This is a genomic window from Rhodococcus sp. JS3073 (genome assembly GCF_026810085.1).
GTDB classification, from domain to species: Bacteria; Actinomycetota; Actinomycetes; order Mycobacteriales; family Mycobacteriaceae; genus Rhodococcus_F; species Rhodococcus_F wratislaviensis.
Genome location: NZ_CP113951.1, coordinates 4,767,200 through 4,793,206, shown reverse-complemented (window position 1 = coordinate 4,793,206; position 26,007 = coordinate 4,767,200). Strand labels below are relative to the sequence as shown.

Below are 26,007 nucleotides of genomic sequence, written 5' to 3'. Positions count from 1 at the left end.
CGCATTTCCCTATCGTTCAGCTCGTACGTTCCGGTGTCAGAGGAAGTTGACGCCTTGGGCGAGTGGGAGTTCGGTGGAGTAGTTGACGGTGTTGGTGGATCGTCTCATGTAGGTCTTCCAGGCGTCGGAGCCGGATTCGCGTCCGCCGCCGGTTTCCTTCTCGCCGCCGAATGCCCCGCCGATCTCGGCGCCGGAGGTGCCGAGGTTGACGTTGGCGATGCCGCAGTCGGAGCCGTCGGCGGACAGGAACCGTTCCGCTTCGCGTTGGTTAGTGGTGAAGATCGCCGACGACAGTCCTTGGGGTACTTCGTTGTGCAACGCGATCGCCTCGTCGAAGTCGTCGTAGGTCAGGACGTAGAGGATGGGGGCAAACGTTTCCTCGTGCACGACCGAGGTTTGTGCGGGCATCCGGACGAGGGCCGGTTCGACGTAGTAGGCGTCGTCGAGCTGGTCGGCGAAGCGGGTTCCGCCGCCGGTGACGATCTCGCCGCCGTCGGCTTTCGCTTTCGCGAGGGCGTCTTCGAAGGCGGTGAACGCCGCCCGGTGGACGAGGGGTCCGACGAGGGTGGTCTCGTCGAGGGGGCTGCCGATGGGAAGCTGCTCGTAGGCTTTGCCGATGCGGTCGACGAGTTCGTCGGCGACGGAGGAGTGCACGATGAGCCGGCGAAGGCTGGTGCACCGCTGCCCGGCGGTGCCGGCGGCGGAGAACACGATGCCGCGGACCGCGAGGTCGAGGTCGGCGTGTTCGGTGACGACGGCCCCGTTGTTGCCGCCGAGTTCGAGCAGGCTCCGCCCGAAACGGGCGGCGACGCGGGGGCCGATCTCGCGGCCCATCCGCACCGATCCGGTGGCGCTGAGCAGGGCGACGCGGGGATCGTCGACGAGTCGTTCCCCGACCTCGCGCGGGCCCTGGATCAGGTGATGGATGCCGGCGGGGGCGCCGACGTCGGCGGCGGCCCGGCGCAGCAGTGCGTCGCAGGCGAGCGCGGTGAGCGGGGTGATCTCCGAGGGCTTCCACACGACGGTGTCGCCGGCGACGAGGGCGATCGCGGTGTTCCACGACCACACCGCGACAGGGAAGTTGAATGCCGAGATCACCCCGACCACCCCGAGCGGGTGCCAGGTCTCCGACAGTCGGTGTCCCGGCCGTTCGGAGGCCATCGTCTTGCCGTACAACTGGCGTGAGAGTCCGACCGCGAATTGGCAGATGTCGATCATTTCCTGCACTTCACCGAGCGCCTCGGAGGTGACCTTGCCGGCCTCGACGGTCACCAGGTATGCGAGGTCGTCCTTGTGTTCGGTCAGCAGCTGTCCGAGGCGGGCGACGACCGCCCCGCGTTGCGGTGCCGGCACCAGCCGCCAGTCGGTGAACGTGCGCGCCGCCGAGGAGATCGCGTCGTCGACCTCGCGTGCGGTACTGGCCTCCAGCCGGCCGATCACCTCACCAGTGATCGGACTCCGCGACACCACAGGACCATCGGGACTGGACGGGGCGTCGGCCCCGAGCCGCGCCAGGACCTCGGCAGCGCGAACAGCGAGCTCACCGGAAACAGGAAAAGAAGACATCAAACACTCCAACGGGAAGGGGTAATCGATCGGGACGGTCGAGAGTTGTCGGCTGGGATCACGCGAGGTCCCGGCGGACGGTGTGGTGCCAATGCTTCTGCGCGAACGGTTCTCCGTCGTCGAAGGCCTCGACCGTAACGTCGAGGTCGAAATGGGTGGGCGACGTCGTCACGGTCATCGTCGACTGTGTCGCCGTCCGGCCCTCGGGATAGTCGACCTCGAACCGGGCGAACGCCTCGATGCGCTGATCGAACGTGCGGAGATCGAGCGTGACCTCTCCGCTGTACTCCTCGCTGCAGGCGAAGCCCTTGGTGCTCGTCCACCGCGAACCGTGTGCCGTGCGGCAGGTGGTCGTGCGCGCCAGCACGTCACGCTCCACTCTCCAGGTCACGCCGTCGCCGGTCTGCAACGACTCGGGATGCACATGGGGCAGGGTCGACTCGGGAAGGTCGTCGATCGACTCCATCACCGACAACAGCAGGTTCGACGCCTCGCGGTCGATCTCGAGAGTCACGGGCCGCGGCGGCGCCGTCACGTTCGGCCAGTCGTTTCCGGTGACGGCGAGACGGAGTTGCCTGCCTTCGTCGAGACTCCATGCGGTGGCTTCGAGTTCGATCTCGACATCCACCCATTCGCCGGGCTCCAGCGCCACGGGGTCGCTGTCGTACCCGCCGCGGTGGGTGAGGTTGAGCAAGCCGCGCGTGATCAGTGACGCCGTGCCGTCCGGGGCCACGTCACACAGCTTGGCGGAGACGAACGCAACCGGCTGGTCGGCGCGCACTCGCAGCTGCAGTCGTGGGTGACCGTAGAGATGAAGGTCGTCCGCGGGCCAATCCCACGTCATCGACGCGGCATTGTCGTACCTCTGGTCCGTCGGCTGGCCCCAGGGAAGCGATCCCGCGCAGCTGTTCCACGCAGCGGTTCCGACGTCACCGATCACCGCATGGGTGACGCAACCGGTGCCGAGGTCGAAGTCGAGTGTCTTCGTGTCCGCGAGCGGTAGTCCGATGTGATCCCGCCACGTCCCGTTGAGCTCACGAAGATCCGGTTCCGGCGCAGTCGAGCGCCGGTGGAAGATCGTGACCTGGGGTTCGGCGTCGATCCCGTTCTGCTCGTCACGAAGCCAACGATCGAACCACCTGGCCATCTCTGCGGTCAGATCGATCCAGGGACCCGGGAGGGACAGCTCCGCGCCCATGTGACTCCACGGGCCGATCAGCAGCTTCCACGGGGTCCCCGCATTCTCCAGGGCCTCTACCGTGCGAAACGTATTGTTGCGGTACCCGTCCGCCCATCCGGCCACGATCATCGTGGGGCACGTGACGCGGGCGTAGTCGGGTCGAACCGATCCGTCCTGCCAGTACGGCTGCCTGCGCTGCTCGCTTCGCCACGTGAAGACCCACGGCTCGTTGGACTCGATGCGGTGTCGCCACTCCTCGCGCCAGTCACCGTCCCACAGGGACGGGACCGGTGGCATCGCGTTCATCGCGATCATGAACGACGGATAGTCGACGAGGTCGAGGGCACGCATCGCGCCACCCATGTAGTGCACGTCGTCGTTGAAGCGGTCGTCGGAGGAGTAGATCGGCACGATCGCCTTCAGCGCTGCCGGACGTGCGGCCGCCACTTGCAGGGAATTGAACCCACTGTACGACCAGCCGAACATACCGACGGATCCGTTCGACCACTCCTGTCCGGCGAGCCACTCGATCAGGGACGCCATGTCGTCGAGTTCGCTGAGCGGGTACTCGTCGGTGGCCAGTCCGCCGGACGAACCGGTACCGCGCACATCCACCCGGCAGACGGCGAATCCGAACTCCGTGCAGAATCGCTCGTAGTGCACCCGTTCGAGCAGATCGTCCTTGCGGTAGGGCAACGCCTCGAGCAGTACCGGAACCGGCCCGCCGGTGACCGGCAGGTACAACGTGAACGCAAGCGGGACCCCGTCGCTCATCGCGAGCGAGGAATCGATTGCGGTGAATTCGAACATGTCCGTCCTAGGAGGTGTGTGACGAGTACGGGTACGAGAGTTTCCGTGTGTGCGGTGAGGAACCCAGGACCGCGGAGAGTAGTCGCTGGGTGTAGGCGTCCTGCGGATTCTGCGTGACGTCGTGCGCGGATCCGCTCTCGACGATCCTGCCTCGGTGCATCACCGCGACACGGTCGCTGATCCGCCGGACCACGTCGATGTCGTGCGTGATGAAGAGGTAGGCGAGCCCCCGTTCGCGCTGCAACCGCAGAAGCAGATTCAGGATCTGGGCTTGTACGGACACATCGAGGGCCGACGTCGGTTCGTCGCACACGATGAAGTCGGGATCTGTCGCCAGCGCACGGGCGATGCAGATTCGCTGTCGCTGTCCGCCGGACAGCCGATGAACGTGAGCATCCGTTCCGACCTCCGACATTCCGCATTGGTCGAGTAGTTCGCGGACCCGTTCTTTTCCGCCTGCGCGGTAACGCTTCTGAGCGCGTAGCGGCTCTGCGACGACCTCACCGACCGTGAATCTCGGATCGATCGAGTCGTACGGGTCCTGGAGGACGACCCCCACGGTGCGCCGGAACTCGCGTGCCGCCTTCCCCCGGCGTGGCCGGGGTGCGCCACTGAACAGCAGCTCTCCCGAATCGAACGTCTCCAGACCGGTGACGATCCGCGCCAAGGTGGATTTTCCCGAACCGGATTCGCCGACCAGGCTGGTGGTCTTGCCACGCTCGACGAGCAAGGACACCCCGTCGAGCACCTTGGCCGAGCCGAAACTCTTGGACACCGAACGGACTTCGACCAGGGGCGTATCGACGTTACTCACGATTGTCCACCTCTGCTAGCGGCGAGTGCCGGCGTCTTGACGTCGTCGTCGGTACCGACGTCGAGTGGGTGGTGACAGGCCACCCAGTGGTCGGGGGCGAGTTCCACCGACCGGGGCGTCTCCGAGACGCAGACGTCGTCTGCTCGGTCGCACCGTGATGCGAACGGGCAGCCGGTCGTGGTCGAATGCGCGGAGGGGCTTCCGGGAATCGCGCTGAACGCTTCTTTCGGTTTCGCGGAACGCCCACTGGCGAAACAGTCGAGCAGTTTGCGCGTGTAGGGCTGCCGCGGAGTGTCGAACATCGAGTACACGTCGCTCGATTCGAGCATCCGGCCGCCGTAGAGCACGGTGACCGAGTCCGCCATCTCGGCGACCACCGACATGTCATGGGTGATCCAGAGGCACGTCAGACCATTTCGCGCCTGGAGATCGACGATCAGTTGGAGGATCTCGGCCTGCACCGTGACATCGAGCGCCGTGGTCGGTTCGTCGGCGATCAGCAGTGCCGGCTCGAATGCCAGCGCCATGGCGATCATGACCCGCTGGCGCATACCCCCGGACAGTTGGTGCGGATACATCCGCACCACTCTCTCCGGATCGTTGATGTTGACCTGGGCAAGGGCAGCGATCGCCTTCGCTTCCGCGACGGTCTTCCTGTCACCCCCGCGAACGCTGTAGATCTCGCTCACCTGCCGCCCGATGCGAACCACGGGATTGAGGGCCGCCAGCGCGTCCTGGGCGAGATAGGCCACCGTGTCACCGCGCATCTCGCGCAGTTCGTTCCCCTGCATCCGCACGACGTCCTTGCCGTTCACGCAGATCGAGCCGGAATCGATCGTCGTCCCGCGCGGCAGGAGCCTGCTCGCGGCGAGCGCAATCGTCGACTTACCGGAGCCCGACTCGCCGACGAGGGCCATCGTGGTGCCCGCTTTGATCTCGAAACCGACGTCGCGGACCGCGCAGTAGCTGCCGTAGGAGATCGACAGATCGCTGACGATGACATCGCTGCCGATGACACGCGGTGTGGCCGCCGCGGGGCCGCCCGCGGTTGCGCTCGGAGCGCTCGACGCTGCATTCACAGTGCGCCCACTTTCGCTCGGGGATCGATAAATGCTCGGATGACGTCGGCAGCCAGATTTCCGAGAACGACGAGGACAGCGGCCACGATCACCGTGCCGGTCAGCACCGGACGGTCGACGTCGGCGAATGCCTCGGTCTGCAGGGCGCCGATTCCCGGCCAGCCGAAGATGGCCTCGACGAAGACGACGCCGGAGAACATGATCGCGACGTCCATCCCCAGCATCGTGATCGACGGCGGCAGTGCATTACGGACGACATGACGGGACACGATGTAGCGCCGCGACAGTCCCTTGGCGACAGCCGTTCGCGTGAACGACGAGGCGAGCGCATCCTTCATGCCGTCTCGGACGACGTTCGCGTAGTAGGGGGCGCCGAGCACCCCGAGCGTGAGCGCCGGAAGTACCAGGTGGGAGAAGCCGGTGCCGCCGTCCACGGGGAAGATCGGTACGAGGTAGCCGAAAGCGAGCAGAAGCAGGAATCCCAGCGCGAACGGCGGAATCGACAGCAGGGCAACATTGGTGGCTGCCAGGGCCCAGCTCCGGGTGGGGCGCAGCGCCTCCCAGAGCCCGAGGGATGCGCCGAGAATCATCTCCACTGCCAGTGCCGTGACCGCGAGTAGTGCGGTGGCCGGCAGTCTCTCCAGGATCAGGTCGAGCACCGGGCGGTGTCGTGTGTAGGATTCGCCCAGGTCGCCGGTGAACACCGACGAGTAGTAGTGCCAGAGTTGCAGGACGAGTGGATCGTTGAGATGCAGCCGGTCCCGGACAGCCGCGAGAACCTCGTCGCTGGCCCGCGGCCCGGCAATCGTGCGGGCGGGGTCGCCGGGAAGCATGTACTGGATCATGAAGGTCAGGAGAATCACCAGCGCTATGGTCAGCACACCATAGAGCACCCGTGTGATCAGATATCGAGCCATGATTGCCGCTCCGAGAGAGAGTTGCGACGGTTGATGCCCTCGGCGATGAGCACGAACGACAGAACCGTGGCGATGGTCAGGACAAGCGGTACCAGCAGCAGATGCGGCGCGTAGTCGATGGCGGTGGACCCACTGGCCAGAAGGTTGCCCAGTTCCGGCTGCGGCGGCTGGATGCCGGCGCCGAGGTAGGACAGTCCGGCGCCGATCACCACGACAGCCGCGCCGTTGAGTGCCGCGATGTTGAGGAGAACTGTGGAGATGTGCGGGAGGATGTGCCGGCGCAGGATCGTCAGCTTGCCGACGCCGTGGACCGCGGCGGCTTCGACGAATCCTCTACCGCGCAAACGCAGTACCTCGCCGTAGACGAGCCTGGCGGTCCACGCCCAGTAGAGGGCAGTCACCACGACGACGATGCCCCACATTCCGCGGCCGACGATGCTGGCCAGTGCCAGTCCGGACAGCACGATGGGAATCGAGAGGAACACGTCGACGATCCGCATGAGTCCCTGTTGCACAACAGGTCCGAACGAGCCTGCGATCAGACCCACCACCGTGCCGACGAGCATCGACGTGACGTTGGCCGCGATGGCGATCACGAGGGTTGCCCGCAGTCCCGAGGCGCTCCGGGCGAGCAGGTCCCTACCGAGCGAGTCCGTGCCCGCGAGGTGGCCGGGTGACAGGATGCCCAGGGGGCTTCCCAGATCCGTCAGGCCGTCTCGGTGGAGTACGTAGGGAGACCCGAACAGCGGCGAGACCACTGCGAAGAGAATGAGAAGGCCGAGGAGGGAAAGGCCGATGTAGAGCAACTTGCTTCGCCGAACCGTCTTGGTCGGTTTGGCCGGCACTTCGACGTGTTCGTCCCGGACGGCTGCCGCAACAATGGTACTCACATCACACCCAGATTCGGTCGTAGTAGGTGCCGGTCTCGGCTCTCATTTGGTAGTTCTGGACCCGCGGTGACCGCATCGCGTAGAACTGCAGACTGCCGATGAATACACCCGGCGCGTCTTCGGCCACTATCGCTTCGGCGCGGGCAAGATGCGCGTTGCTCTCCTCGCGTGTCAGGCTCGCCAGTGAACGGCCCGCCAGGTCGTCGACTCGGGGGTTGGAATATCCCTGAAAATTCGACGACGCCCCTGTCACGAAATTGCTCGCGAGAATATCCAGTCCGGTCGGCTGAACCTGGTAGAACAGCCTCCCGAAAACATCCGCCTCGCCGTTGTCCAAGGCCGTCCAGAAAGCGGCGTTACTGAGTGTCGTGATGTTGAGGTCGACATTGATCTCCGCCCATTGCTGCTGCAATACGAGGCTGGCGGATTTCCAATAGTCGTCGTCGTTACAGAAAAATTCGAGTTCGAGGGAATCGACACCGGCATCTTTCATGAGCGCCTTCGCTCGCGTGAGATCGTACGAGTACGGCGGAACAATTCGTTGGTAATCGGGTTCCTCTTCGGGGATTATCGCCCCCCAGGATTTCTGCAGTCCGCGCGAGTACTTGGCCAATTGGTCTTTGTCGGTGGCCCAATTCAATGCCTGCCGAACGCGTGGATCCGCGAGCTTGTCGGTCGCGACGTTGAGAGCCGCCCAGCTCGCCCCCAGCACGGGAATGAACTTCGTGTACGTCTCGCGCAGTTCCGGATTACCCTGCACCCGCTCGGCAATGGTCGGCGTGAGCCCCTCGCCGAGAATGTCGACATCACCGTTCTGCAGTTGCAGGAACTGCATCGAGGGATCGATACCCCATCGATAGACGACCTCGTCCAGAAACGGCAGTCCCGGCCACGGATAGTAGGGGCTGCGGACGAACACCGATCGCCGGTTCTTGGTGTCGTACGACGTGATCATGAAGGGCCCGTTACCCACGGGCATCCGGCCGAATTCCTCGCCGAGGCGTTCGACCTCCTCCCGCGGCAGGGCCGCCGCGTAGGGCTGGGCCATCAAACTCGTAAACGTCACGTCCGGCGCCGACAGCTCCACGATCAGGGTGAGATCATCCTGCGCATAGACGCCGGGAAGCGCGGTCGAGATGCCGGCGAGATAGTCCTCACTTCCCACTATCGAGCCGAAATAGCCTGACGCCCAAGACTCTGTCGCCGGATCGAGGAGTCGCCGCCACGCGTACACGTAGTCGTCGGCGACGACGGGACGTCCGTTGTGGAACTTGACGTCGGGACGCAGTCGAATGACGTACCGAGTACCGTCTTCGGAAATCTCCGGGAGCGCGGCTGCCGCTGCGGGCGCGGGCCCTCCCGCCTGTCCCTCGAACCGGAACAGCGGGAGATAGAGCAGGCTTGTCACGGCCTCCCACGAGTGCAGGTCGTAGCCGAGTTGCGCGTCGTAGGAGTTGCCCTCCGCGGTCCACGCGGTGACGACACTTCCACCGCTGCGGCCGTGCACGACATCGCCGGGCCCCGGCGGTGCCCCCGGGATGCCGGACGGGGGTCCGACCATCTGAGCGCCGGGGGCTGTAGTGCGTCCACAGGACGCCAGTGCGAGCGCTACTGCGCCCACGCCGCCGAGCGCGAGAAATTTTCGGCGACTGACTGCATCGAAACTCACGGATCCGCTCCTTCTAGGGCCTCGAGTCGGTAGGTTCTCACCACCCCGGCCTGCAAACTTTCAATCTGTGAAAGCCACTTTCGTTATTCATAGTAGCGCTGAAGTGACCGGCGCCACAAGGCTTCACAGGGAATCGACACCGAGAATTTCGTCTGAAATCCGGAGCCAGCGCTGAATGTTTTTGACCTCGAGAAATTCACGGAGACCGTGCATTCCGAGTTCTCGACCGTTACCCGATTGCTTGTACCCGCCGGTCGGCGCGAGCACGTTGAACGGTCCACCGTTGACGACTACGCGACCCGTCTCGAGACGGCGTGCGAGTGCCAGTGCGCGATCGTCGTCAGCGGACCACACCGCACCGCTCAACCCGTATATCGAACTGTTGGCGATCCGCACGGCGTCCTCGTCGTCTTCATAGGAAATCAGCAGGGCAACCGGCCCGAAGATCTCTTCGGTTGCAATTGTCATTTCTGGATCGATTTCGGAGAAGACCGACGGAAGTATCCAGAATCCGTTCTCCATCCCGGCCGGAATCCGGTCCGGCGGGCATACCCCGCCGACCACGAGACGTGCGCCCTCGGCGAGGCCGGATTCGAGATGACCGATCACGGATTCGTATTGCGCACGCGTCGCGACGGGCCCGATGTGATCGCCTGCCAGTCGTGGATCGCCGATCGTCCAACGGGACGCGATCTCGGCCGACAACTCCACTGCTTCGTCGTAGCGGGCGGCAGGGACGAGAATGCGGGCACACGACGTACACGTCTGCCCCGAGTTGAAGAACACATCGGCGAGGGCACCGGACAGCACCCCGGCAAGGTCCGTGACATCGTCGACGATGATCGCCGCGGACTTGCCGCCGAGTTCGAGCCCGACTCGTTTGATCGAGTGCGCGGCGGCGATCGACACCTGCCGGCCGGCGTTCGTGGACCCGGTGAGCGAGACCGCGGCAACGTCCGGATGCGCGACAAGCGCCGCGCCCACCACGGACCCGTGACCGGGGACGAGATTCACCAGACCGGCCGGTGCACCACATTCCCGTGCGACTTCCTCGATCGTGGCGACCAGCAGGTACCCGTCGAGCGGTGCGTCGATGCTCGGTTTGAAGACCACCGTGCACCCGCTCGCGAGGGCCGCGGCGATCTTGACCGACGCGAGGTAGAGCGGATAGTTCCAGGGGGTGATCGCCGCCACGACGCCGATCGGCTCGTGGACGATCAGCGAGTTCCCCAGCGTCTCCTCCCACTCGAATTCGTTCACGAGTTTCGCGTAGGACTCGAAAACGGCGACCGCGAGATCGGTCTGCGTGTCGCGTGCGTTGTCTGCCGGCGCGCCCATCTCCAGGCTGATCGCTTCGGCGAATTCGTTACGTCGCAGTCGAATGCGCTCCGCAACCGCCTCGAGGAGCTGGGCTCTGAACTGAGGTGATGTGCGCGACCATCGGAGCCCCGCAGTTCGGGCGGCGTCGACGGCGAGATCGACATCAGCTGCGCCGCCGATGGCGACCTCGCCGCAGACCCGGGCGGTTGCCGGGTTCACCACCTCGGCGACCGCCGGGTCCACCGGCGGACGCCATTGTCCGCCGATGGACAGGCAGTCGTACCGAACCGCGGCCGAACCGGGCGCGAGTTCGGCGGTCACGCGCCTCGGATCCCTTCCGAGTACTTCTCGAGCACCCACTTCTGGAACCCGCCGATGAGCGCCTCGGACTGGAGCATGATCCGCCCTTCGGTCAACGACCCCGAACGGATACCTTGCTGTACCGACTCCACCAGCACACGATCCTCGACGCCGACCTGATCGTCGAATACCAGCATGTCGTCGATCCACTGCTGGGTGACGTCCGCGCTGAAGAAGTAGTCGAGGATCCCGTGGCAGTCGTCGGGACCCGTCGGCACCATCGGACCGATCGACAGGTTCGGCAAACCAGGATTGATGTTGATCTTCAGGTTGGGGAAGATGGCGAAGTATCGACCTTCCGGAACCGCGCCGTCTCGTCCCGTGTACCCCTCGGAGCGAGGGACCGCGTTCTCGGGCAGCGGACGCAACGGTCCGTTCTGCCACGCGAAGGTGTGCTCCAGTTCGAGCTGATAGGCGTCCATCTGGGTGTCCAGCACGTCGCTGAATCCGGGGTGCGCGGTCGGGCAGTGATAGCACTCCAGGTAGTTCTCCATCGCGACCTTCCAGTTGCAGGCGATGTCGTACTCCGACCGGAAGTGAAACCTCAGGTCGTCGACGTCGATCCCGGCAGCCGCGATCAGGTCCGGCACCTCACCCAATTGATCGAACAGATCGGCCGGGGAGTCGGCGAGATGCGCGAACAGGAAGGGCCCCCACGTCTGCGCGGACGCCTTGCGCAGTCCCAACTGCTGTTGTGGAAAGCACTCCTCGGATGCCGAACGCGGTGCACCCTTGAGACTTCCGTCCAGACCGTACGTCCAGGCGTGGTAGTGACACTGCAGGGTTCGACGCTGGCCCTTCTCGTCCAGTACGACCTTGGCCGCGCGGTGCCGGCACACGTTGTGGAACGCATTCAGCGATCCGTCCCGATCGCGAACGATCACGATGGGGACGTCACCGATGTCGGCGGTGACGAACATCCCGGTCTCTTCGACGTCTGCGGCGCGACCGACGTAGTGCCAGCTGGAAGCGAAGATCGCCTTCTTCTCCGCCTCGGCGACCTCGGGAGAGGTGTACCACTCGAGGGGAAGTGTCTTCCCTTCCACCAGGTGTTCTGCAACTCGCGCCGTCTCGTCCGTACTCACGGAGAAGCTCTCCGGTGCAACCGTATCGGTCATGATTCAACCCCTTCCCGCGGTTTGTACCGCTTGGTCTGTGTCGGCGGAGCTGTCCCCGCCGTCGTGCATGGAGACTCCGACCGATCGGCCACCGTCGGCCGCGAAAACCGCCCCGGTGACGTAACGCGATTCGTCACCCAGCAGGAATGCCGCGACGTCGCCGATGTCCTCCGGCGTGCCGAACCGGCCCATCGGGATCAGTTCCAGCATTCGCTCCTTCGCCCCGGGTGTCGAGAGAATGCCGGCCACCGCGTTGTCGGTCGGGACGAAGCCGGGTGCGAGTGCATTCACGCGGATGTCGTTCGGCCCCCACTCGCGTGCCACGGACTTCGTGAAGGCGATCATCCCGGCCTTCGCTGCGGCGGAGTGGGCCACCAGCGGTGCTCCGGTCCACGCGTAACTCGCGACGATGTTGAGAATTACCCCCGGGCGCGACTCCCGGATCAGACGCTTCGCGAAGGCTTGCGAAGCATTGAACGTGCCGTAGAGGGAGATCTCGACGACTGCTCGGAAACCACCGAACGACAGATCCACGGTCGGCGCGGTGAAGTTGCCTGCCGCGTTGTTGACCAGCGCATCCACGCTGGGGAGCGACTCGAACAGAGCGGCGACGCGGTCGTGATCCCGCACATCGACGGCGTGGACCGCACAGGTGCCCGGCGCGTCCGCGAGCCGATCGGCAGCGCTACGGAGTTTGTCGATGTCACGAGAGACGAGGACGACGTGGTGACCGTCGTCGACCATCCGCCGAGCGATACCGAATCCGATACCACTCGCTCCGCCGGTGATGACGACGGTGCGCGGATCGTGCCGGGTCATCGGTCACCCTCGCGTGCTGCTTCCAGCGCCACCACGATCTGGGGTGTCCAGGAACGCAGCGCCTTGATTCGCCGCGAGTATCGCTGCAGGGGAAATTCGAGGGTGAATCCCAGTGCGCCGAGGATCTGGTGGCAGTCCTTGGCGACACCGGCTGCCGTGCCGACCGCACGGCGCACGACGAACTCACTCGGCAGGTCCTCTGCCGCCAGCTGGAGCCCCTCCGTCGCGGTCGCCGCATCCGCGAGCTTTTTCGCGACCGAATCCAGGGCGGACAGCGGCTTTCCGAAGGCGATGCGGTTCTCGGCATGGTTCAGTGCCAGCTCGAGCGCGCCCGCAGCCAGACCAGCGGTGTAGCCAGTCATCGCGGCGTACCAGGCATCCACACTCGCGGACGGGACGGCCTGCGGCGTGACCGGAGTGGTCGACACGATCGAGACGCCCTGTGCGTCGATGTAGTTGACGGGAGTGGCTTCCACCACCTCGACGAGCTGCGCCGCGCCGCGCCCACAGAGCCACACAGTGTCACCCGGCTGTGAGTACCTCGCCAAGGTGACGTCGCCGGTCTCACCCGATGCCACGGCCACGCCGTGACCGAGAAGCGCATCGATACAGTCGACGGAGACCAGTGCCCGTCCGAGTTCGACTGCGCCGGCGCCGAGGAACTCGCTTCCCTGCTGTTCCGATGCGAGATCGAACCAGCCTGCGCGCGAGAGGTTCTCGCGCACCGCGGCATCGCGATCGTCCGAGGGACGATCGGGCGCCCAGGATCCCGATGTCGGGAAAGAACTGCAAATATTCTTCACCGACGACGCGAACTCTCGAACATCGTCTTTCGTCATCGTTACGTTTTCAGTCATCGCGCTGTCGCGATCCCTTCCGAAGTGTGTGTTGCGCTGACGAGTTCGGTCAGCTGCTGAGTGTGTTCACCGAGACGCGGTGCAGAACCGGCGTCGGGTCGGGCATGTCCGTCGATCTTGAAGATCGATCCCAGTACGCTGACGGGACCTATCTCGGGCTGTTCGATCGTCTGCACGAGTCCGTTTGCGCGCACCTGCGGTAGAGAGTGCGCTTGCGTGATCTCGCGAACGGGTCCGGCGGGAACGCCGAGTTCTTCGAACGCCGCGATCCAATGAGAGACGGTATCGGTCTTGATCACCTCGGCGAATCGGTGTTTCAGCGAACTTCGCATCTCCCGTTCCGCCTGGTCGGCGGGCACTGCCTGTGGGTTGACCGCCCACGGGTCGTCGATACCGAGTAGCGCCTGGACTTTCCGGCGCTGCGCCAGATTGAGGCAGGCCAGCGCAATGAATCCGTCCGACGCGGCGTAGCACCGGTAGTACGGCTCCAGTTCGTCCGACTCCGTCACCGTTTCGGCCAATTGCTCGAGTCTCGTCTCGTCGCAGACTCCGGGCGCGTCGTCGAACTCGCCGTCACCGACCGAGACGAACCGCTGCACCTGCACCGCCAACGACGCCCCGAGCAGCGACACCTCGAAACCTTTGGACACACCGGTCTCGTCGTGTCGCCGGAAGCGGTCGGTGAGACCGGCAAGCGCCGCCGCGAAGGTGAGCAGGCCGGCGGTCAGATCGGCCATGGCGATGCCACCGGATCGACGTGGGACCGGGTCACCACTGCGCGCATCCGCGAGCAGGAGTCCGGACGCCGCCTGCGCGATCAAGTCGTAGCCCAGAGTCTGCGACTCGGGCCCGTCGGTGCCGAATGCCGACACGCAGCACCACACCGCGTCGGGGTTGACGGATTTGACGGTGTCGCGATCCAAGCCGAACCGCAAGGCCCGCTCCGGGGGCATGTTGTGGATCACGACATCCGCGGTACGGATCAGCGCACGACTGAAGTCCTGTCCCCGTTCCGTTTTCAGGTCCGCGACCACTGACTTCTTGTTGCGATTCAGCGAGATGAACCATCGTCCGCCATCCGGAGTCAACGGCTCGTAGTGCCGCCAGGCGTCACCGTTCGGTGGTTCCACCTTGATGACTTCCGCGCCGAGATCGGCCAGCATCATCGCCGCGAACGGGCCCGCGACGTACTGCGCGTAGTCGAGGACACGCAGCCCGGCGAGCGGCTTGGCGGTCGGTACGGTCATGACGCTGCGCCTACCCTTCGCCTGGAGATGTTCTTGCGTTGAATGTCCGAAACGCCGCCCGCGATGGTGGTCGCCGCCGCTGCGCGGGCAAGTGCCGCGAGTTTGCCGTCGAGCACTGCGCCCGGGCCGCTTTCGATCAGCGCGCGGGGTCCGAGCACCTCTACGGCCGCGTCTGCCAGTTCCTGCAGCAGCAAGGCGATCGACAGTTTTGCCATCGAGGACTCGGCGCTCGCGTCCTGTCGTGCGTCGAGTCGCTCCGTGGCCCGGCGTCCGTGCAGGCGCGCGATCTGTGCGTCGCCGCGGAGCCCTGCGAGAATCTCGCGATCCTTCGGCGACGTGACCAGAGGGGCCATGTCGTCGAGAAGACGCAGGACGATGCCGACTTTCTCACTGGTGACCCTCTCGAAATCGAGTGTGCCCATGAGAATTTCCCAGCCCGCATTCTCTTCGCCGACGATCTGATCGGCCGGGATGGACACGTCCGTCAGGGTCAGTTCGCCGAGAGTTCCGCCGCCGAGCGTCTTGTGTACGTCCACGACGATGCCCGGCGTCGTGATGTCCACGAGGAAGACGGAAAGCCCACGGTGACGTGCCTCGGTGGAGCCGGTACGGACCGCGAGGTACACCCAGTCGGCGTGTTCGGCGCTCGATGTCCAGATCTTGCGGCCGTTCACGATGTACCGGTCACCGTCGCGGCGCGCCGTGGTGCGAAGTGACGCGAGGTCGGTGCCCGCTTCGGGCTCGGAGAACCCCTGACAGAAGATCATGTCGCCGGACGCGATCTGCGGGAGGAAGATCTGGCACATTTCCTCACTGGCGAACTGAAGTAGTGCATTCCCAATCGTTTTCACCGACAGGAGGTAGCTCGAGAGTGGCAGCCAGTTGTATCCGAGCTGCTCCTCGACGGCGAAGGTGAACAGTGCGTCCAGCCCGCGGCCGCCGTAACGCTGCGGCCAGTGCATCCCGATGAGCCCGGCCTTCCCGTATGCCGCATAAGCCGCGCGGGAATCGGCGTCGGAAGGTGAACCCTGATTGCTCGGCACTCCGCAGCCACTGACTGCAAACTCCTGCGCCAAGCGGGCTGCCGTTGCAGCCGTGTCCTCGAGCGTGAGAGCGGGGTTTGCGATCTCAAAGCCTGCCGTAGTCATAGGCTTGCCTCAACTCCATTTGGTTTCACTGTATGGAAGTAACTTTTGCTATATGAGAATAGCTCCGCGGATTGGCGGGTGTCAATGAAAATTGGGCGCCCGTGCGAAGGTCAGATGTCCAGGACCAGGCGCGGCGAGCAGGACCGCCCGACGCAGATCATCATGACGGCATTGGAAGCCCGCTCTTCGTCCGTGAGCACATCGTCCTGATGCTCCGGCTCACCTTCGACGACACGGGCTTCGCAACTGCCGCAATACCCTTCGCGACATGCCCACGGCCAGCCGGGGACGACCTCGAGCACCCGATCGAGAATCGACTCCCCCTCGTCCACCACGACCGTCGTCCCCGTCGAGACCAACTCGACCTCGAATCGCGCCAACCCGGACGGGGCGCCGGCATCGTCGGTTCGGCGCGTCGAGTCGCCGGGAAGGCGAGCGCTTCCGAAGCGTTCGAAATGCACGGCGCCCACATTTGCGTGATTCGCGCAGCACTCCTCGACTGCTCGCAGCAGCGGTTCCGGACCACAGCAGTAGACCTGCGTACCGGCCGGTGCGTCAGCGAGTGCCCCGGCGATATCGATCCGGCCGCGCGAGGATTCCGGCACGAAGTCCGTGTCACCCCGCAGCTGTCGAAGCTCTTCGAGGAAGGCCATCGACTCGGTCGTCCTGCCGCCGTAGACAACTCGCCAGCGCTTCCCCGCCGCCGCCACGGCACGGGCCATGGGGAGGATCGGCGTGATGCCGATGCCGCCGGCGATGAACAGGTACGACTCGGCGTCGACGAGGGGGAAATGATTCCTCGGACCGCGTACCTCGATCGTCGCTCCCGGGGCGATCGAGGAGTGAAACTCGCGGGAACCACCGCGCCCCTCGGGTTGGTCGAGCACCGCGACCAGGTAACTGCGATCATCCGCGGGATCGCCGCACAACGAGTACTGGCGAGTGAGGCCCGACGGGAGGGTGAAGTCCAGATGGGCGCCCGGTTCCCAGGCCTGCAAGGCGCCGCCATCAGCACGTTCGAAGCGAAACGACGAGATACCGTCGGCTTCGCGCCGCACTTCACGGGTCACCAAGAAGGCCGACTCCGCCCTCCCCGTTGCGCCGTTACTTTCAGGGAGAGAAATTGACTTTCGCATAGCGAGAACAGTACGGACGGCAAGAACTGGCCGTCAACAGTCAGTTGCGGCCTGGAACGACTCGAGGTCGAAGCGGTTAGCGCGCCGAGACCGCTGCTGCCACGTCGCGCAGCATGGCAATCGCCGTAACCCGGAATTCCTCGGTCGCGCGACTGAGCGGCAACGAGATGTTGATCCCGCGCAGGGTCCCGTCCGACTGGGGCGGCAACGCGATCGCGATAGAGGTCAGGCCGATTTCGTACTCTTCGTCCGAGATCGAGATCCCGGTCTTGCGAACCTCGTCCAGCCGCTTCTTCAGCTCGGGCCAATCGGCTGCGGTTCGCTTCGTCGTCCGATGATACGGACCTTCACCGATACGCTCCTTGACCTCCGCGTCGTCCAACTGGGCGAGCAACGCCTTCCCCAGCGCCGTGTTGTGCGCGGAGATCCGCGCACCGATCGTCGCCTGCGGCGTGAGCATGCGCGATCCAGTCACCCCATCCAGGTAGACCACCCACGGTCCGAGCAACATGGCCAAGTTCGTGGTTTCGCCCGACTGGTTCGACAACTCGTGCAGCTTCGGACGTATCACCACGGTCGGATCGCTGCGAGCGATCAACGGTCCCGCGAGCTGCAGCAGCGTGCTGCCCAATCGCAGATTTCGACCGCCCGCGACCGGCTCGAGGAACCCGTGACCGACCAGCGTTCCCACCAATCGGTGGACGGTCGGCATCGGCAGGCCACACCGTGACGCGATGTCACTCTGACTCAACTCCGGATCGTCCTCCGAGAAGAGCTGCAGAATCTCCAGACCGCGAGCGAGGGTCTTGACCGAGCTCGGCGAGGCTTCCGATTGCGCGCGCACGTCTGAAGTGGACATGCACGCAAAGCTACTAGCACCCCGGCCGGGCCGGGACGGCATCCCCGCCGAGCGGGACACAACCTCCTCGGCGTCGCGTACGACCGTGGCCGTCTCCATCCGACCCGGAAACCCGTGCACACCTCGCGGGAATTCGGGTCTTGACGGCCATATCCCCCGGTAGATACAGTTCTCGTCATGCGGAAGCTGATTTCATTCCTCGAAACTTCTCGCTCCTGGGGCGAGACGCGAATGACATCCGGCTGACAGCGCTCATCTCCGACCTGCGCTGCTCCGCGCCGACCCGAAAGGGTGGTGATTCGGCGCCGGTCGTCGAAATCGACAGGTGAGCAGCAGCGCCGCCGGCATTCGTGCAGCGACTCCTGCACTCCTGGCCTCCAGCCGCGTCGAGGCCTCACACACCATGAATCACACTGTGGTTCGAACTTCACGAAGCGGAGAAACAATGCTGGACGTGATAGTCCTCGGGGCCGGGCTCGCCGGCCTCTCAGCCGCGCGGGATCTCATGCATGGAGGTCTCGATGTCCGGGTCCTCGAGGCCAGGGATCGCGTCGGGGGCCGGGTCAAACAGACCCGACTCGACGACGGCCGGATCGTTCAGCTCGGCGGCGAGTTGGTCGGGAGTTCCCACACGTCGTACATCGGTCTGGTGAACGAACTCGGATTGTCGCTGCGTGACAGCTACATCTCCGAACCCGGCCGGACGGTGTGGGATATCGATGGAACCGTCATCCGTGGTGACCAGGCAGCCTGGATGACCGAGGAAGATGTTGCGGACTACGAGCGTGTGACTCAGATGATGGTCGCTCTCGCAAAGCAGGTTCAGCCCGAGAATCCGTGGGCACATCCCGACGCGAACGTGCTGGATTCCCTGTCCTTCGCCACGTGGCTCGACGAGGTTGCGGCCCGACCCGCGGTGAGTCGCATGTTCGAGCTGGCCAAGGCGGGACTGGCGGCGGACGGCACGGCCCGGACGTCGCTCCTGGCCGAGCTGCGCAAGATGTCTTCGGTCGGCGCGACCGCCCTCGAGAGGTATTACGACATCGACCAGTGGACCCGGTCGACGGTTGCGGAGGGTAGCGCAACGGTCGCGCATCGTATGGCTGCTGAGCTCGGAGACCGAATCGAACTGTCGAGCGCCGTCACCGCTCTCCACGTCGAGCCCCACCGAGTCACCGTGGAGCTCCGCGGCGGTCGCACGGTCGCCGCCGCGAATGTCGTGTGCGCGATTCCCGTCGCTCCTCTCAGGCGGGTCGCCATCACCGGGCTGTCGTCCGAGCGCCTCGAATCGCTTCACCGGATTCGCAACTCGCTCACGGCCAAAGTGGTCGCCGCGTACGAGACTTCATTCTGGCGCAGTCAGGGTCAGAGCGGATCCGCCTACGGCGATGGACTTCTCGGGTCCACCTGGGTGCAGGGGCCGGGTGTGCTGTCCGCGCTCGTGCCGCCGGCGCAGTTGTCGTTTCACCTCGCCGGAGATCAGGCTGCGCGTGACGTGGACGCCCGCACGGCATTGTCACGGATGTACGGAGAGGCCGCCGCCCACCCGACGGCACTGTTCACCGAGGAATGGTCCATCAAGCCATACTCATTGGGATACATGGCGCATTACGCTCCCGGTGATCTCTCCGCCATCGGCCCGCTACACGCGGCGCACGAACCGCCGTTCTTCGTCGCCGGATCCGACTACTGGGTCTCCGGATACATGGAGGGCGCAGTCCGGACCGGGCGTTCGGCAGCCCAGGCGGTTCTGCGGCGATAGCCCGCTCGGTCCGCCGGCAGCCCACCTGCCGACCCGAATCCGCGGCAAATTCACTTGATCGACAACATGTTCCGTCATCGCACGGGATCGCCACCGATTCCGTGCGATGACGTGCTGACGGTTCGCTGTCACAATCACGAATGAGGGAATGAATGAGCACAATCCGTAAGTCAGTGCTGCGCCGTGGGGCCCGCGTTGCCGGCCTTGGTGCCGCCGCGGTTGTAGTCCTCGGCCTGATGTCCACGGGTGCGGCCAACGCCGACACCTTCGTGCCGCTGCCGGGTGGCGAAAAGGTCGTCAACGCGGGAAGCGTCACGGCCAAGATCGCCCGCAACGCGGAGAGCGCTCTGGTTTCTCCGTCGCTCGCCGCCAATGGTGCGGGCCGCACAGCATGGGTGTCGGGTGACGTGTTCGCCGAGCTCGGCGGCGAGATCCCGGAGGAAGGCGCAACGCTGACCACCGGTTACATCGTGGGTTGCCAGGCCGACATCACCGGCCTCGAGGGTGGTCTGAGTGCCGATCTCGGTCTCGACTCGCTCGGCCTGGGTGGTTCGCTGTCGATTCCGATCAGCGCCGGTGAGGTGAAGTTCGCGAAGGTGAAGTCCAAGACGGACCTGAAGCCGGGTGTGTCCGCGATTCAGTACCGCGACCAGCAGATCGAGGTCCAGGGTTGCGGCGGCTACGCGCAGGCCCGCGCGTACACGGTCCTCGAGATTCCGGGGAACCACTACGTCAAGTCGACCCTCTACGGGCAGCCGTTCAGCATCGGCTGATTGCTCGTAAGCAGATCCCACTTCACGACTTCTCGCGTCAGCGACTTTCACCCTAGAGGGGAACAATGAACAGCAAGACCCTGCGCCACGGCGCCAAGGCTGCCGGCGTGGTCGCCGCGGCCACCGTCGCGATCGGCCTCTTCTCCACCGGTGCGGCCAACGCCGACACCTTCGTTCCGTTGCAGGACGGCACCGTCACGCAGACGCTGCTCGACGGCACCGTGGTGACCGTGCGCCAGACCGGCAACACCGCGAACATCAGCCCGTCGATGGGTTCGACCCCGCTGCACCGCAACGTGTGGGCATCGGGCTCGATCGACGTCTCCATCGACGGCGGGACCGCGGAGGGTGGCAACATCGACGCCGGGTACATCGTGGCGTGCCAGCTCAACTTCGGTGGCTCCGTCAACGGTGAAGCAGGTGCCAGTCTGACGCCGTCCGACCTCATCGGTGCGGCCACCGGCGGCGCTGCTGCCGCGATTCCGGCCGAGGGTGGTGCCGGCAGCGGCATCACGATCGGACCCGGCCAGGCCACCAACGTGCCGATCCTCGATGTCGAGTACACGGACAGTTATGGCGCCGAGGCGCACACCAGCGACTTCGATTTCGAAGGCAACAGTGGTGGCTTCACCTACTCCGACGAGACGTTCGGCGTCTCCGGTTGCGCCGGCTACGCGCAGGCACGCTCCTATGCGACCGTTTCGGTCTCGACCGACTCGGTCGACGGCGCCGTGACCCTGTGGGGACAGCCGTTCAGCCTCGGCTGACCGCCGGGCACACGGAGGAGCCCACTGCGTTACCGCACGGCGTCGAACGCGCGGCTGCGCTCTACGATCCGCTGCGCGCGGGCGAGCCTGGGCAGATCACTGCCGTCGCCGATGTTCCGGCCGTCGGAGCCCAGACGTTCGATGATGGCGAGTGCCCAGCTGATCTCGTCCCGGCCCGGGCTCAATGCGGCATTGATCGTCGCCGCGTGACTCTCTGCGAGACAGAGCTTTCCGGTCATACCCATCTCTGTCGCAGCGCCAACGCCGGCAATGACGTCGGCGCTGTTTTCGCCGAGGGTGGGCCCGTCGATCGGTGCCGCGATCCCCGCGACTCGGCTCGCGATCACCAGCTGGGATCGAGGGAAAGCCAGGGCAGTAGGAGTGTCGGACATTCCGGTGTCACGACGGAAGTCACCGGTCCCGAAGGCGAGCCGGACGACGGACCGCTCCGCGGCGATGGACCGGTTGCAACGCGCTGACGTCCTCGTTCCAGTGCGTAGTCGTGGCGTCGTTGATGCGAACCCATCCGTTGTCGTCCTCGAGCCAGCGTCTGGTCATGAGGCGGGCCTGCTCCTTGTTCCGCTCCGGCACGCCGTCTTCGATATCGATGATGACCACGTCGGCGTCCGAGTTGTGTGCTGCGCGAAGCCGTTCGTGGTCCACCGCCGGTGCGAGGAGCCATGACCGGGCAAGTCCGTAGGGGATCGCGGGCGTCGAGATAGTCACAGTTGACCTTTCCAGCGGGGCAACGGTCGCTGCCGGGACCGGTGTCACGAAATGTTGTGGCGGTGTCGCTCGTCGAACCGGTGGATCTCGTCGATGACGGTCTCGACGATGCGTGGCCCGGCACCACTGACGGAGGTCGCGACCGCGAGTATGCCGACCGCACCGGGTTTGTCGGCCGGGTGGGGTGTCCAGGCGGGGACCACGCCGCAGTCGACCGTCACGCCGGGCGCCGGCTCTACCCCGCGCCCGTCAGGCGTGCCCGACATTCGCCGGGCGGCGCCGAGCGCAGTACGGGTCGCGGATTCGAGCAGTTCCGCGGCGGCACCGTCGGTCCGGGAGCAGCACATCAGATTTCCGGCGTCGTCGACCACGCTGACGGCGACAGCGGCGTCGAATGTCGCGGCATGGCGCCGAGCGAGATCGAGGGCGAGTTGCGCACGTGATGCGGTGAGTGCCATGGCGTTCTCCGGTGATAGATCGCGGACGATGCGGCTCAGCTCACCTTCTTGATCAGGTCGGCGAGCTCGGCCAGTTCGACGGCGTCGAGGTCGGTCAACGGCGCGCGGACGGGGCCGGCAGGTCGGTCGATCACCTTCATGCCGGCCTTGATGATGCTGACCGCGTACCCCTGCTTCTTGTTACGCAGGTTGCAGTACGGGATCACGAACTCGTTGAGCGCGTTGATGACGAACGCGTTGTCTCCGCTGCGGAGCGCATTGTAGAAGTCGATCGCGAACTTCGGCACGAAGTTGTAGATGGCCGAGGAGTAGGTGGTGACGCCCAGCGCGAGATACGGCAGTGCGAACATTTCGGCGGTGGGCAGTCCGCCGACGTAGGTCAGCCGGTTGCCGAGACTCGCGTAGATGCGCGTCATCTGCTCGATGTTGCCGACACCGTCCTTGAAACCGACCAGGTTCGGGCAGCTGTCCGCGAGCTCCGCGACGGCGGCCTCGGTGTAGACGGCGTTGGCGCGACTGTAGATCGTCACACCGAGAGTGGTTGCGGCACAGACCTCTTTGACGTGGGCGACGAGGCCGTCCTGGCTCGCCTCCGTGAGATACGGGGGCAGCAGCAGGATGCCGTGCGCGCCGACGCTCTCCGCCGACCGGGCCATCTGCACGGCGGTGGCCGTGCCGTACCCGGCGGGCGCGATCACCGGAAGACCGTCGGGTGCCTCCTGCACCGCTGCCCGGACCACCTGCTCCACCTCCGGCGGGGTGAGCGAGAAGAACTCGCCCGTGCCACCTGCGGCGAACAACCCCGAGGCGTCGAACTGCCCGAGCCAGCCGATGTTCCCGCGGTACGCGGCCTCGTCGAACGAGTGGTCATTCTTGAAATGGGTGACCGGGAATGACAACAGACCGGAGCCGAGCTTGTGGGCGATCTCGTGGGGGGACGCAGTGGCCATGGGTTTCGTTCTCCTCGTTCGCAATCGCGTCACTGTCGGTGCGCGCTGTGTCCACAAGGCTAGGAGCGACAACCATTCAAGTCCAACACTAGTTCTGGATCTATTGATGCCCAAAAGGTATTGCGCTCCCTGGACGAACGGGACGCTCGTTCGATCTGACGCAACGAGCGTCCCGTTCGTTCAGGAGAGGTCGAGGGCGGTGCGGACGACGGCATCGGTGTCGATGCCGTGGTAGCGGTAGACGTCGTCGAGGGAACCGACCTGCCCGAACCGGCTGACACCGAGCGCGGCCCCGGGGACGTGGTTGATGCCGGTCAGGAACGCGAGGGTGTGCGGGTGCCCGTCCAGGACGGTCACCATCGGTGTGGCCCGGCCGGCGGGGAATACCTGGTCCAGGATCCAGGACGGGCCGTCGGCGAGGCCGCGGCGGGCCTGCACCGCCTCGAACAACAACCCGGGACTGGTCACACACACCACATCCGCGGCGATGCCCTGCTCGGCCAACCGGTCCGCGGCGGTGAGGGTTTCGGTGATCACCGCACCCATGCCGACCAGCGTGACCGCCGGATCGTCGGTGCGGCGGAGGATGTACGCGCCGGCGACCACCTGACGGCGGCGACGTTCCCGGGCCGCGGGGTCGGTGGGGACCGCGGCGAGGGTTTGATCGACCGGGCGGGTCGACAGCCGCAGGTACGACGAGGAGCCGTCCGGGCGGCCCAGCCGGGAGATGCTGTCGAGCAGCGTCCACTCGACGTCGATCGCGAACGCGGGTTCGTAGCTGACGCACCCGGGCTGCTCGAGGCCGATCGACGGGGTCTTGATCGACTGATGCGCCCCACCCTCCGCGGCCAGGGTCACCCCGGACGGGGTGCCGACCAGGATCGACTGCCCACCCGCGTAGATGCCGTAGGACCAGGGTTCGAGGGCGCGTTCGACGAACGGGTCGTACATCACCCCGATCGGGAACAGCGGCTGCCCCCACCGACTCCAGGTGGCACCGAGCTCACCCATCAACCCGACCAGGTTGGTTTCGGCGATGCCCAGTTCCATGTGCTGCCCGGTGGGCTTTTCCCGCCAGTGCATGATCGTCTCCGCGTCGTCGTCGAACCAGTTGCGCCGCTCGTTCGGCGACCACACCCCCACCTTGTTCAGCCACCCGGCCAGGTTGGTGGTGGAGGACACGTCGGGGCTGACGGTGACGACGCGTTTCGCCGCCTCGGGGGCCTGGCGGGACAGGTCGAGCAGTGCCCGGCCCAGTGCGGCCTGGGTGGTGGACGTCCCCGACGGGGTGCGGCCGATGTCGGCCGGCACCGCGGGCGGGGTGCCGAATTCGACCTTCTCCCGCCGCAACCTGTCCGCGGTCGCCGCACACACCCGGCCCGCCGCGCCGTCGGCCTCGAACCGGGCCCACGGGTGCGCCGGGTCCATGCCCAACTCCGCGGCCAGCTGCTCGTACTGCTGCACCGTCAGCAGCGACGAATGATTCTGCGGATGCCCCTGCGTCGGCAGACCGCGGCCCTTGATGGTGTAGGCGATGATCACCGTCGGGCGGGTGTCGTCGATCTGCCCGTAGGCGGCGCGCAGGGCGTCGAGGTCGTGGCCACCGAGGTTGCGGATCGCTTTGAGGAGGGTGTCGTCGTCGAGGTCGGCGATCAGCGACGCGATGCCCGCGGCGTCGGGGCCGTCGCCGGGCAACCGGTCCCGCACCTGCGCGGCGTCGCAGCGCAGCAGCCGCTGGTATTCGGGGTTGGGCATGTCCAGGATCCGGGTCCGCAGCGCCGGCCCACCGGTCCGGGTGAACAGCGACTCGAGCAGGGTCCCGAACTTCACGGTCAGCACCTGCCACCCGGCGGCAGCAAACATGGCCTCGAGCCGGCCGGCGGCGATGTTCGGCACCACCCGGTCCAGGGACTGCCGGTTCAGGTCCACGATCCACACGATCTCACCGAGTTCGGCGACGGAGGTGTCGAGGATCGCCTCCCACACCGCACCCTCGTCCAGCTCGGCGTCACCGACCAGCGAATACTGCCGACCCGTGCCCGCCGAACCGATCTGGGTATTCACGTAGCGGCGGGCGATGGCACCCCAGATCGGGGCCGTCGCACCGATCCCCACCGACCCGGTCGAATAGTCCACCGGATCGGGATCTTTCGACCTGCTGGGGTACGACTGCAGGCCACCGAACTCCCGCAACGTCGTCAGATACTTCTCGTCCAGCTCCCCGAGCAAGTAGTTGATGCCGTGCAGCACCGGAGAGGCGTGCGGTTTGACCGACACCCGGTCGCCCGGGCGGAGTTGCTCGAACCACAGCGACGTCATGATCGACACCATCGACGCGCACGACGCCTGATGACCACCCACCTTCAACCCCGACGGGTTCGGGCGAACCCGGTTGGCGTGGTGGATCATCGACGTCGCCAGCCAGAGCACGCGCTGCTCGATCTCCACGAGCGCTTCCGGGGTGGCCGCGCGCGGGGTGAGCTGCGCCGTGTGGTCGTCGATCGTGCGGGCGTCGTTCATCGTTTCGTCCTTGCCTGTGAGTTCCTGGCACCGAATCCGATCCTCCTCGGCCCAGTTCGTGAGCGAGGCGGATCGGCGGTGACGGGCAGGCGGACCTGTTGGGAACCGACCTCACCGCATCTTCGAGGTCTCGTGTGCAGATCTCTCACAACAGTCGAACATCGGAACGCACTTTGAGCACTACCGAGCGTCAGGTTTGAGCATATTGCGCATGCTCGGAGCAGCCGCCGTGGTCGGGGGTTGGCAAAATGCCCAGCACGAC

General features: G+C 65.6%; 21 protein-coding genes and 1 pseudogene. 3 read left to right on the top strand and 19 right to left on the bottom strand.

Annotated elements, in window-relative coordinates:
• Positions 1 to 36 precede the first annotated feature (36 nt).
• The 15 genes from amaB to OYT95_RS21635 all read right to left on the bottom strand — a co-directional run bounded on the left by amaB (position 37) and on the right by OYT95_RS21635 (position 17,849).
• Complete coding sequence (amaB, locus tag OYT95_RS21705; RefSeq protein WP_268789011.1) at positions 37 to 1,566, bottom strand: L-piperidine-6-carboxylate dehydrogenase; 1,530 nt, start codon at positions 1,564 to 1,566, stop codon at positions 37 to 39.
• A 58-nt stretch (positions 1,567 to 1,624) separates the two neighbouring features.
• Positions 1,625 to 3,556 (bottom strand): CocE/NonD family hydrolase, encoded by a 1,932-nt coding sequence (locus OYT95_RS21700; protein WP_268789010.1) that lies wholly within the window; start codon positions 3,554 to 3,556, stop codon positions 1,625 to 1,627.
• 7 nt (positions 3,557 to 3,563) lie between these two features.
• A complete protein-coding gene (locus OYT95_RS21695; protein ID WP_012690054.1) occupies positions 3,564 to 4,370 on the bottom strand; it encodes an ABC transporter ATP-binding protein in 807 nt (268 codons plus the stop codon).
• Entirely contained in the window at positions 4,367 to 5,449 is a 1,083-nt protein-coding gene (locus tag OYT95_RS21690) for an ABC transporter ATP-binding protein (protein ID WP_268789009.1), read from the bottom strand. Before OYT95_RS21690 ends, OYT95_RS21695 begins: the two co-directional genes overlap by 4 nt.
• Positions 5,446 to 6,366 (bottom strand): ABC transporter permease, encoded by a 921-nt coding sequence (locus OYT95_RS21685; RefSeq protein ID WP_037242726.1) that lies wholly within the window; start codon positions 6,364 to 6,366, stop codon positions 5,446 to 5,448. Before OYT95_RS21685 ends, OYT95_RS21690 begins: the two co-directional genes overlap by 4 nt.
• A complete protein-coding gene (locus OYT95_RS21680) occupies positions 6,351 to 7,256 on the bottom strand; it encodes an ABC transporter permease (protein ID WP_037242728.1) in 906 nt (301 codons plus the stop codon). The genes OYT95_RS21685 and OYT95_RS21680 overlap by 16 nt, the downstream gene beginning before the upstream one ends.
• Before the next feature lies 1 nt (position 7,257).
• Positions 7,258 to 8,925: an ABC transporter substrate-binding protein gene (locus tag OYT95_RS21675; RefSeq protein ID WP_268789008.1), complete on the bottom strand. Its 1,668-nt coding sequence runs from the start codon at positions 8,923 to 8,925 to the stop codon at positions 7,258 to 7,260.
• Positions 8,926 to 9,048: 123 nt separating this feature from the next.
• Positions 9,049 to 10,566, bottom strand: a complete 1,518-nt coding sequence (locus OYT95_RS21670) for an aldehyde dehydrogenase family protein (protein WP_268789007.1) — start codon at positions 10,564 to 10,566, stop codon at positions 9,049 to 9,051.
• A complete protein-coding gene (locus tag OYT95_RS21665; protein WP_268789006.1) occupies positions 10,563 to 11,723 on the bottom strand; it encodes an aromatic ring-hydroxylating oxygenase subunit alpha in 1,161 nt (386 codons plus the stop codon). Before OYT95_RS21665 ends, OYT95_RS21670 begins: the two co-directional genes overlap by 4 nt.
• 3 nt (positions 11,724 to 11,726) lie before the next feature.
• Entirely contained in the window at positions 11,727 to 12,542 is an 816-nt protein-coding gene (locus OYT95_RS21660; protein WP_268789005.1) for an SDR family oxidoreductase, read from the bottom strand.
• A complete protein-coding gene (locus OYT95_RS21655; RefSeq protein ID WP_268789004.1) occupies positions 12,539 to 13,381 on the bottom strand; it encodes an acyl-CoA dehydrogenase family protein in 843 nt (280 codons plus the stop codon). Before OYT95_RS21655 ends, OYT95_RS21660 begins: the two co-directional genes overlap by 4 nt.
• Before the next feature lie 14 nt (positions 13,382 to 13,395).
• Positions 13,396 to 14,646, bottom strand: coding sequence for a CaiB/BaiF CoA transferase family protein (locus OYT95_RS21650; protein ID WP_037242735.1), 1,251 nt, complete (start codon positions 14,644 to 14,646; stop codon positions 13,396 to 13,398).
• Complete coding sequence (locus OYT95_RS21645) at positions 14,643 to 15,794, bottom strand: acyl-CoA dehydrogenase family protein (protein ID WP_037242737.1); 1,152 nt, start codon at positions 15,792 to 15,794, stop codon at positions 14,643 to 14,645. Before OYT95_RS21645 ends, OYT95_RS21650 begins: the two co-directional genes overlap by 4 nt.
• Before the next feature lie 110 nt (positions 15,795 to 15,904).
• Positions 15,905 to 16,864 carry a PDR/VanB family oxidoreductase gene (locus tag OYT95_RS21640; protein ID WP_268792259.1) on the bottom strand — a complete coding sequence of 320 codons (960 nt, stop codon included), beginning with the start codon at positions 16,862 to 16,864 and terminating at the stop codon, positions 15,905 to 15,907.
• Between the two features lie 142 nt (positions 16,865 to 17,006).
• The gene (locus tag OYT95_RS21635; protein WP_268789003.1) at positions 17,007 to 17,849 is read right to left on the bottom strand and encodes an IclR family transcriptional regulator; all 843 of its coding nucleotides are present in this window, start codon (positions 17,847 to 17,849) and stop codon (positions 17,007 to 17,009) included.
• Between the two features lie 385 nt (positions 17,850 to 18,234).
• On the opposite strand from OYT95_RS21635, the gene OYT95_RS21630 reads away from it, so the two are divergent.
• The 3 genes from OYT95_RS21630 to OYT95_RS21620 all read left to right on the top strand — a co-directional run bounded on the left by OYT95_RS21630 (position 18,235) and on the right by OYT95_RS21620 (position 21,091).
• Positions 18,235 to 19,551: a flavin monoamine oxidase family protein gene (locus OYT95_RS21630; protein WP_268789002.1), complete on the top strand. Its 1,317-nt coding sequence runs from the start codon at positions 18,235 to 18,237 to the stop codon at positions 19,549 to 19,551.
• 152 nt (positions 19,552 to 19,703) lie between these two features.
• Positions 19,704 to 20,324 carry an MspA family porin gene (locus OYT95_RS21625; RefSeq protein WP_268789001.1) on the top strand — a complete coding sequence of 207 codons (621 nt, stop codon included), beginning with the start codon at positions 19,704 to 19,706 and terminating at the stop codon, positions 20,322 to 20,324.
• A 65-nt stretch (positions 20,325 to 20,389) separates the two neighbouring features.
• Positions 20,390 to 21,091, top strand: a complete 702-nt coding sequence (locus OYT95_RS21620; protein ID WP_268789000.1) for an MspA family porin — start codon at positions 20,390 to 20,392, stop codon at positions 21,089 to 21,091.
• A 29-nt stretch (positions 21,092 to 21,120) separates the two neighbouring features.
• Here the strand turns inward: OYT95_RS21620 and OYT95_RS21615 are convergent.
• The 4 genes and pseudogenes from OYT95_RS21615 to OYT95_RS21600 all read right to left on the bottom strand — a co-directional run bounded on the left by OYT95_RS21615 (position 21,121) and on the right by OYT95_RS21600 (position 25,745).
• Positions 21,121 to 21,832, bottom strand: a pseudogene (locus tag OYT95_RS21615) (HpcH/HpaI aldolase/citrate lyase family protein).
• A gap of 29 nt (positions 21,833 to 21,861) precedes the next feature.
• Complete coding sequence (locus tag OYT95_RS21610; RefSeq protein WP_268788999.1) at positions 21,862 to 22,275, bottom strand: heme-binding protein; 414 nt, start codon at positions 22,273 to 22,275, stop codon at positions 21,862 to 21,864.
• 35 nt (positions 22,276 to 22,310) lie between these two features.
• A complete protein-coding gene (gene kdgD / locus OYT95_RS21605) occupies positions 22,311 to 23,225 on the bottom strand; it encodes a 5-dehydro-4-deoxyglucarate dehydratase (protein ID WP_268788998.1) in 915 nt (304 codons plus the stop codon).
• A 180-nt stretch (positions 23,226 to 23,405) separates the two neighbouring features.
• Positions 23,406 to 25,745: a transketolase-like TK C-terminal-containing protein gene (locus OYT95_RS21600; RefSeq protein WP_268788997.1), complete on the bottom strand. Its 2,340-nt coding sequence runs from the start codon at positions 25,743 to 25,745 to the stop codon at positions 23,406 to 23,408.
• Positions 25,746 to 26,007: the final 262 nt, after the last annotated feature.